Annotated in this window: 9 protein-coding genes; all 9 read left to right on the forward strand. The window is 54.4% G+C overall.

Annotated features, from left to right (window positions below; all coding sequences use genetic code 11):
* Positions 1–2 precede the first annotated feature (2 nt).
* From NH568_RS20735 to NH568_RS20775, 9 genes are read left to right on the forward strand one after another with little or no spacing between them, the layout of a single operon-like run.
* Positions 3–1,532: a hypothetical protein gene (locus tag NH568_RS20735; protein ID WP_253050511.1), complete on the forward strand. Its 1,530-nt coding sequence runs from the start codon at positions 3–5 to the stop codon at positions 1,530–1,532.
* Positions 1,519–3,744: a beta-ketoacyl-[acyl-carrier-protein] synthase family protein gene (locus NH568_RS20740; protein WP_253050513.1), complete on the forward strand. Its 2,226-nt coding sequence runs from the start codon at positions 1,519–1,521 to the stop codon at positions 3,742–3,744. The genes NH568_RS20735 and NH568_RS20740 overlap by 14 nt, the downstream gene beginning before the upstream one ends.
* A 2-nt stretch (positions 3,745–3,746) precedes the next feature.
* A complete protein-coding gene (locus NH568_RS20745; RefSeq protein ID WP_054013675.1) occupies positions 3,747–4,511 on the forward strand; it encodes an ABC transporter ATP-binding protein in 765 nt (254 codons plus the stop codon).
* Complete coding sequence (locus NH568_RS20750; protein ID WP_253050515.1) at positions 4,508–5,614, forward strand: ABC transporter permease; 1,107 nt, start codon at positions 4,508–4,510, stop codon at positions 5,612–5,614. Before NH568_RS20745 ends, NH568_RS20750 begins: the two co-directional genes overlap by 4 nt.
* On the forward strand, positions 5,611–6,057 hold the full coding sequence (gene fabZ / locus NH568_RS20755) for a 3-hydroxyacyl-ACP dehydratase FabZ (protein WP_253050517.1): 447 nt from the start codon (positions 5,611–5,613) through the stop codon (positions 6,055–6,057). Before NH568_RS20750 ends, fabZ begins: the two co-directional genes overlap by 4 nt.
* A gap of 1 nt (position 6,058) precedes the next feature.
* A complete protein-coding gene (locus NH568_RS20760; protein WP_253050519.1) occupies positions 6,059–6,787 on the forward strand; it encodes an SDR family oxidoreductase in 729 nt (242 codons plus the stop codon).
* Entirely contained in the window at positions 6,784–7,494 is a 711-nt protein-coding gene (locus tag NH568_RS20765; protein WP_253050521.1) for a hypothetical protein, read from the forward strand. The genes NH568_RS20760 and NH568_RS20765 overlap by 4 nt, the downstream gene beginning before the upstream one ends.
* On the forward strand, positions 7,491–8,258 hold the full coding sequence (locus NH568_RS20770; RefSeq protein WP_253050523.1) for an alpha/beta fold hydrolase: 768 nt from the start codon (positions 7,491–7,493) through the stop codon (positions 8,256–8,258). The genes NH568_RS20765 and NH568_RS20770 overlap by 4 nt, the downstream gene beginning before the upstream one ends.
* Positions 8,248–9,021 carry an SDR family oxidoreductase gene (locus tag NH568_RS20775; RefSeq protein ID WP_253050525.1) on the forward strand — a complete coding sequence of 258 codons (774 nt, stop codon included), beginning with the start codon at positions 8,248–8,250 and terminating at the stop codon, positions 9,019–9,021. Before NH568_RS20770 ends, NH568_RS20775 begins: the two co-directional genes overlap by 11 nt.
* The last annotated feature ends 39 nt before the right edge of the window (positions 9,022–9,060 follow it).

Consider the following 9,060-nt stretch of genomic DNA (forward strand, 5'->3'; position numbering starts at 1 on the left):
GTATGAGACATCAGCAAGTTGTCGCGCAGATCCGCGTGCTGATGCAGCACTCATTGGAAATAGAAGTAAGCGAACTGGCAGAGCTGGATAATCAGGCCGATCTGCTTGGTGCCCCTTTGTTTCTAGACTCTATTGATATGTTGCAGCTTATCGCGGATTGCGAGCGCCACTACTGCATCAAGCTTTATCCGCAGCGCCATACATTACGTAATTGCGTTGCCGATCTGGCCACCCTGATCATCTCACAACTGGGACAGACACAGGTAGCGCAGCAGCACTTGCACCGTTTTATGGCAAGCGATGGCAGCCATTATGACAAAGCCGAGCTGGTTGAGCTGCTCAATCGGGTGCTCAGTTTCAGTCCTGAGTTGGCTCGTCAGAGTAAAACAGAGGAAGTGCAGGTTGCACAGCAAAATGCCATTGCGCTGATGCTAACGGTCTTCAGTTTGCTGTTAAGTGGCCGCACACCCGTGCTTGGCGGAAATGACGGACTGAGCTGGCAGCAATTGTGTGCCGGGACCGATAACGGTGAGCCGGCTACCCCACATTGCACAGGGTTAGATGCCAGTCTGATGCACCGGCTAGGTAACGCCAGGGTGGGCTTTCTCACCTCAGGCAGTACCGGAAAGCCAAATTTGTTTTTTAAATCACTGCATAGTATGTGGTCCGAAGCTGAAGGGATTTGTCAGAGCCTGGATTTCTCAGGCTATGCGCTTATCAATGCGCTGATCAGTCCGCAACATATGTATGGGTTTATCTGGACCTGGTTGATACCGATACGATTAAACAAGCCTGTTTTCTATCAGGACGCCCAATATATCGATGCCACGCCCTGTGGCGAGATCAGCATGTTGAATATCCTGGTCCCCAGTGTCTGGGATTTACTGGCCCATGAAAACCTGATTCCGGGCAGCGCGGTGATCAGCTCGGGCGCACCTTTCGGCGCACGGCGCGAAGCTGAATTTGCCACGCTACAGAAAACAGTCCCCCAATTAAGTGGGATTGAAGTCCTTGGCAGTACCGAAACTGGTGGGATCGGTTTTCGGGCTATCGCCCAGGATAGTATCGCTACCTTCACTTTATTTTCCGAAGTCCGGCTGCGGCTGGATGACGAGGGTACGGCCATATTGCGCTCACCCTATCTGCTGAGCGACCACCCAGAGTTCGTCATGATGGATAAAATTGCCTTACTCAGCGATGGTCGCATACGTCACCTCGGACGCAAAGACAAAGTCTTTAAATACAAAGGAAAACGTTTGTCACTGGAAGAGGCAAAACAACGCTTACAGGTGTTTTTTGGTACGGCGCCATTAAAACTGTTTTTTGTCGAAGACGACAATGACAAACGCGGCGGACAGCTGCTGGCTTTTGTCGAAACCCAAAGCCAGCAGCATCCGTGCGAGCAGGCACTCAGGGACGCCTTTCGCGATTACCCTGTGCCTAATATCGCCCTGCTACCGTCTTTTCCGCTCAATCAAATGGGAAAAACGACCCTTAGCTCACTATTGGAAGTAACTCATGCAAAGCAATAACCATAATGACAACGCCATGGCGGTGATCACCGGCTATGGCCTGGAATCAGCCATCGGCAACAACCAAACCTTGTTTGCCAGCATGGCTGCCGGACATTCAGGCGTCAGAGCCCAGGCTGATTTTGCTCAGTTGCAGCTGGAAAGCCATCATGCCGCCCTGCTCAACGAGTTTAGGACCAGCCATAAAGCAAGCTCAGACCAGTTCGACTTTGCTACCCTGTTTGCCATTTCGGCGGTAGAACAAGCGTTGGCGGATGCCGGTTTAAGCCTCGAACAACTGGCCGATAAGCGCGTTGCGCTGTGTTTTGGTAATGCCAATTCCGGTACCGACATTTTGCTTGAAGGAATGGCGCAGCATGACAACGAAAAAATCAAACAATATCCGGCTTATCGGCAGGCCGCCAATGTGCACCGCCATTTCAATCTGAACGGCCCACTGTTTTGTTTTACCTCAGCGTGTACCGCCAGCAGCAGCGCCATCAGCTTTGGTCGCGAGTTACTACGCGATAACAAGGCCGACATAGTGATCGCCGGAGGCAGCGACTCGCTGGCCAGACTGGTATATGCCGGTTTTCACTCGCTGCGCTCAGTCTCTGCCGGCGTCTGTTCGCCCTATGGCGTGGATACCGGACTGAGCCTGGGAGAAGGCGCGGGTTTTGTGGTGCTGGAAACGGCAGAAGCTGCACAACAGCGCGCAGCAAACATACTTGCTCAGCTACGTGGCAGTGGTTCCAGCCTGGATGCCTATCATGCCACGGCACCAGAACCAGAAGGTCGGGGCGTATCTCGGTCACTCAGTATGGCGCTGGCGGATGCGGACGTATCGGGCGCGCAAATTGACTATGTGAATAGCCACGGTACCGGGACACCGGCTAATGACGGTGCCGAGCTACAGGGGATCCACAGAGCCCTCAGTGGTGAACAACCAATGACAGCCCAGGTGTCGAGTTCCAAATCCTATTTCGGCCACGCTCTGGGCGCTGCTGGTGCACTGGAGCTTATCTCTGTACTGGCCGCACAACGTCATGGTTGTCTGCCAGCGACTCTGGGTGTCAACGACGTGCGTAAAGATTGTCAGGGATATGCTCTGATCCGAGAGCGCCTGGCAGAACAACAAGTTGACTGGTTTGCCAGTACCAATTCGGCATTTGGCGGTCATAACACCAGTTTAGTGCTGGCCAGTGGAGGCGTTGCACATGTACCAAAGGCACCCGCATCACACCAGCGCGTTTTTATCGCGGCGCATACCCGAATCGATAGTCAGATCCGCACAGCTGCTGATAAAACAGCCACAAGCTCCGAGCTTGACGAGGCCGGCTTTAGCCTCAAGGCGCATTTCCCGGCACTGTACCGACGCCGGATGAGCTGCTTGTCCCAGTATGCCATTGGCGCTGCCGAGTTTGCACTGGCGGCCAGTGGATTAGAGCGTGAAACAAACGACCCGACTCGCTGCGGCGGCTATTTCGCCACGGCACTGGGTTGCAGTGAAGTACAAGAGCGCAACTACGATGATCTGGCAAAGCTGGGCGCCAACAACATCAAGAGTACTCTGTTTACCGATACCGTGCTGAATGCCTCTTTGGGGAGTCTGGCGATTGCCCACACGATCCGGGGTACAGCGGCAAACTTCAGCGACTGTGGTAACGAGGGTTTACAAGCCTTGTGGCAGGCCTTTTACGACCTGCGCGCCGACCGGGTTGAGCGGGCACTGGTGGTGGCTGGCGAAGACAGCAGCAACAGCAGCAAACAGATCTGGCAAGCCCAGGCGGTGGATGCAGCAGACACCCAACAAGCGAATGCCGCGGCACTGGTCATGGTCAATGAATCCGGGCTCGCAACAAACACCCAACCGCTGGCCGAAGTGGTGGCGTGTTTTACCGTATCCACAGCACAAGGGAGTCAACTGCCCGAAATGGTCTGCTTAGAGGAAGTGGACCATGTGGTCGTTGCGGCAACTCGCCAACATGAGCTACAGCATGCTCAGCACCTGCTCAGCGAATTATGCCCGCAAGCACAAAGCATCACTCCGTTGGTCGACAACCATTTGTGCATTGCAAGTCAAGGTTTAAAGGCCCTGATCCAGGGGCTTGATGAGATGTCCAGTCAGACAAGCGAAGCACCATTGTGCCGTGTGCTGGTGGTGTCTGTTAATGCCGAGCAGATAATGCATGGCTGTGTGTTACATAGTGTCGCATCGGCACCAAGGAGTTAAGGATGGAACAGGTTATTGCGGTCAAAGATCTGAAAAAGGTCTATGACAGAACACAAAAAACGGCTGTTGCGGGCGTGTCCTTTGAGGTTGAACGCGGCCAGTGTTTTGGTTTTATCGGGCCTAACGGGGCAGGCAAATCCACCACACTGGAAATGTTACAGGGCCTGAAAAAGCCCTCCGCCGGTAGCATAGAATTATTTGGCATGCCATGGCAGGGCAACGAGAAAAAACTCCGCCGTCGCATAGCCGGTGTGCTGCAGGAAAATGAGATGTATGCGCGCCTGAAGGTAGTGGAAGCGGTTAGATTGTTCGCCAGCTTTTACCCGGACTATCAGGCCATCGACGAGGTGCTGGAGCAGTTTAACCTTACACCACAGCGCAACAACTGGTTGTGCGAGCTCAGTGGCGGACAACGTCAGCGGGTCTTTTTGGCGATGGCTGTGGTCGGCAAACCTGAGATCATCTTTCTCGATGAGCCCACCACCGGACTGGATCCGACCAGCCGCCAGGAATTCTGGGAGATCCTCAACAAACTCAAAGCCGATGGTGTCACCCTGATACTGACTTCTCATTATATGGATGAAGTGGAGTTTTTGTGCGATACCCTGGCGATCATCGACAAGGGCACCATTATCGAGTCGGGTTCACCTCAGGACATTATCCATCGCACTTTTGCCGAGCCGGTCATCAAAGAGCCACGCAAGGCGACCCTGAACGACGTGTTTTTAAAATTAACCGGATTTGACCTTTCGGGAGGCATGGCATGAGCCACACAATCAGCCCTAAGCTTTACCCATTCTGGCAATTAATGCTCCTCAATGTCAGACCCTTTTTTCGCGAGCCGGCGGCCATGCTATGGACTTTTGCATTGCCGGTGTTGATTGCACTGTTAATGGTCAAAGCCTTTTCCGGCAGCGCCCAGTTGCAGGAAATCAATGTTGCAGTGACCTACAATGAGGCACCAGACAAGCGCTGGCGCGAGTTGATGCGAGACGACCTGCAGGTCAACCTGATCACGCTTAGTCAGGAGCAAACCGAACAGCTTCTGGCCTCTTTGGCCGATGCGCAACAGGAGATCCAACCTTCAGGCCCATTGCAAAACCTGCTGGCCCAGTATGACTCCCTGTTGATTTTAAATCAGGGACAAATCTATACCACAGGGGACTCAGATCAATTTAACGATAAGGCAATCAACTACCTGATGCAGCTGAAAAGCGGCTTATCGGGCAACCCCCTGAGTAGCCAGCAGCTCAGCATCGTCGGCTATCGCTATGTCGACTGGTTGATCCCCGGGATAATCGTGCTACAGATCCTTGGTCTGGCGCTGTTCTCCATCTCCAATGGCCTGGTCTCAGATCGCCAGCAGGGCTTTTTTAAACGCCTCAAGTTATCACCTTTTAAGAAATCGGATTACATTATGGGCGTGGTGCTGGCTCGACTGTTTTTACTGAGCTTCCAGCTATTATTATTGCTGGCCATTTTCTACTTTATGTTCGACTTTAAACCTCCCGGCAACTGGGCCAATATCGCCGTCGTGCTGTTTTGTGGATCTGCCTGTCTGTGCCTGCTCGGTGTCTTGATCGGCGCCCGCAGCACCCGGGTCGAAGTCTCTACCGGCATCGCCAATATGCTGTATTTCCCACTGATGTTCTTGTCCGGCATTTATTTCCAAACCAGTTATTTCCCGGACGTTTTTGAAGCCTTCGTGCAGTGGCTACCGTCCACCGCTTTTCTGGATGCCTTCCGCCTGGTGGCCAACGAAGCCGCTGGATTACAGCAGGTTGCACCACAACTTACGATCCTGGCAGGCACCTCAGTGGTGTTGTTTATCGCTATTTATCTGAGCTTTGACTGGGGAGACAACGGATGAGCAACACTGAGCTTACAGACCACCTAAGCACTTTGAGTGAACGCTTGCCACACAGGGCGCCATTTAAATTTGCCGACCGCATTGTGCGTCTTGAGGCGGGCGAATATATCGAAGGGCACAAGTTTATTAGCCACAATGAACCAAGCTTGCAGGGCCACTTTCCCGACCAGCCCATCTTTCCCGGGGTGCTGATCATCGAGACAATGGCACAGATCAGTGGCCTGTGTGTTAGCGAGTACAGCGCGGGCATGTTGTCGAGCATCGACAAAGCCAAGTTTCTGCGTCCCGTCGTGCCTGGCGATATTCTGGTGATTAAGTCGCAATTATTGACTCGCCTGGAGGACATGGCGCTCTTTCAGGCCATCGCTTATGTCGGCGACGAGGAAGTCGCCCGGGCCAAGGTATCTATCCATTTCAGTCAGCCTGTGTCGTCGGAGGCCTGATATGGACCTGCAATTGCAAGATAAGGTGGTCTTGATCACAGGCACGTCCCGCGGGATCGGGCTGGCACTGGCGCAGGCTTTTCTGGCGCAGGGTGCCAGGGTCTTCGGGCTGTGCCGCAGTAAGGATGTGGCTGAAGAATTGACGCAGCCAAACTATGTCCAATTCAGCGGTTCAGTGGACGACCCTGAATTCGTCGAAGCAACGGTTGCCAGGATTATTGCCCGGCATCAGCGTATTGATGTACTGGTCAATAATGCCGGTATCACCCGGGATAACTTGTTACAGACCATGAGCCGGGACGACTTTAATGCCGTAATGCAGGTGAATTTTGTCGGCGCATTTTCTCTGTGCCAGGCCGTATTGCCTCATATGCAGCGCGCAGGTCAGGGACGGATCGTTAATCTGGTATCGCTCAGCGGCGTGTCAGGACGTGAAGGCCAGGCAAACTACGCGGCCTCCAAGGGGGCCGTGATTGGCATGACCCGCATGTTGGCGCGACGTTATGGAGAATCGGGCATTTATTGCAATGCGCTGGCGCCTGCATTGATAGCCACTGAAATGGCCGATGTCATGCCACAAAACAAAGCCAGGCCTGTACTTGCACATACCTCGCTCGGGCGGGTCGGACAAGTATCTGAAGTGGCCGATTGGGTGTTGTTTCTTGCCACACCGCGAGCTGGATATTGCAACGGCCAGGTGATCAAACTGGACGGAGGGTTTTTACTATGAGCAGAGTCATCTACGCGTTTGCCCACAGCGACTGGGACCGTGCACTGATCGACTATTTGCAAGCTCAGGGCAAGTCACCACTATTGCTCGCGCCGACAGCAGAGATAGTCGCGCGCTTTCCGGCTTTAGCAACGCTGACAATAGAAGCGCTGGCACAAGCCGATGAACCAGACGCGGTGCTGTTTCAACAGCTCAGCGCGCAAAGCAAAGACACCGGCCTGGTTGTACTGCATGCCATCGGCGGCATTGCGGATAGCGCCGCAACAGTCGATCCAACGGTCAGCCAGGCGCACATCGAAGCGGCGTTTCTGACCGCCAAATATTGCTGTGGTGTGTTGCGCGAATTTGAAGGCAGTCTGTGTTATCCGTTACTGTCGGATGCTTATGCTTATGTTCAGGAGCAAGGTTGCCAGCACGGCCACGACAGCATCACCTGCTATGGCATAGATGCATTACAAAAAAGCCTGGCCAAAGAGTGGTGTGGCTATCCGATACGGGTAAATAGCCTGGCATTGCCGCTGTGCGCCAGTGATGATACCGAGCGCAAGGCACTAAAGCGAGCCATGCGCAATTCGGTATACGGTGCCAAGCCTGCGGTCATGCTGCGCGAGCAAGTGCTGGCCGAGATCTGGCGCCAGGCCAGTGATCCGGGCTGGCAAAACGGCCAGACCCTGGCGTTGCGTCCGGCGATGGATATTAAGCTATGACCCATGCTGTAAAACCGTTCACCTTGTTTTGCTTTCACCATGCCGGCGGGTCGGGACGCTATTTTCGTGCCTGGTCGCAGTTACTGCCCGCTCACTGGCGCGTGGTTTGTCCCGACTTGCCCGGTCGTGGCGACAAACTGGCGATGGCAGGCTGTCGTGACTGGTCAGAACTGACAGCGCAGCTACTGAGAGAACTAGGCCAATGCCAGACTCCGTTTGCTTTTTTCGGACACAGCCTGGGAGCCAGAGTCGCTTTTGAGCTGGCTCTGGCACTTCAAAAGTCGGGCCAACCTTTGCCACTGTGGCTGGGCGTGTCCGCCTGCCGGGCACCTTCACTGCCCAGCCGAACCCAGGTACACACACTGGCGGATGAGCCGCTGGCCGAGCAGTTGCAGCGTTTGCAACAGTTCCCAGCCCAGAGACTCACCCACCCTGAAGTCCGGCAACGTCTGCTGGCGCAGGTACGCGACGACTTTTATCTCGCCGAATGTGCACCACTGCGCAAGCCCAGTCCGCTCGCTTGTGCCCTGAGTGTCTTCAGCGCCACTGATGATGAAATCGTGAACACGACAGAGCTGCCCCCCTGGCAGGACTTTTCTCACTTTTCCCTGTGCAGCCACCAATATGCGGGGCGGCACTTTTACCTTGAAGAGCACAGCGCCGAGGTATGTGCGCAAATCGACCACGATGTTTCCGCGGTCATTGCACAAACGGGCCAGCGCCTTAATCAAGACACTTTGCAAGGAGTTAATCATGGAGTTTAAGCAAGGTAACGACAATCAGGCAGTCAACTCTGCCCGGGTTGTTGTCTGTGGTGCCAGCTCAGAGCTGGGCCAGGATATTTGTCAGCGGCTGAGCAACAACGGCTACAGCCTGCTGTTATTGGGGCGCAATCTGGCACTACTGGAACAGATCCGCGGCACCTTACCCGGCGAACACCAGGTTGCGCAGGTCGATCTTAACGAACCAGATAGCCTGACCGAGCACATCATTGCCAACGCCACAGCCCATGGCCCTTTTCAGGGCGCGGTGCAATGCGCCGGCGTGCATCAGATGACGCCGTTGCGTTCCACCTGTTACGCCGACTTTGAGCGCATGTTTCGCATCAATACCGGCGGTGCCCTGGCATTATTACGGGCTTTTACCCGTAAAAAAGTACGCGCAGCCGGTGCCCCGACCTCTGTGGTGTTGCTGTCTTCTGTGAGCCAGTCTCAGGCAGAGCCAGCCGTGTCTGGCTATGCCGCAAGTAAAGCTGCGATGGCTGCGCTATGTCGTAGTGCCGCACTGGAACTGGCAAAAGATCAAGTGCTGGTCAATTGTATCGCCGCCGGGATGATCAAAACCCCGCTCAATAACGGTTATGCCGAAGTTGCCGCAGAGGCCATCAGTGCAATCGAGAACAAACACCCGCTCGGCTTTGGCCAACCCGGGGATATCAGCGATGCAGTGTTGTACTTATTACAGCAAAACCGCTGGAGCACAGGCAGTACCTTGTATGTAGACGGCGGTTTCAGCTGCCGTGCCTGAGCGGCATTATCCAAGCTTTATCCGGCCCCCGGGATTGTC

It is taken from the genome of Pseudoalteromonas sp. XMcav2-N (assembly GCF_024124545.1).
Taxonomy (GTDB): domain Bacteria; phylum Pseudomonadota; class Gammaproteobacteria; order Enterobacterales; family Alteromonadaceae; genus Pseudoalteromonas.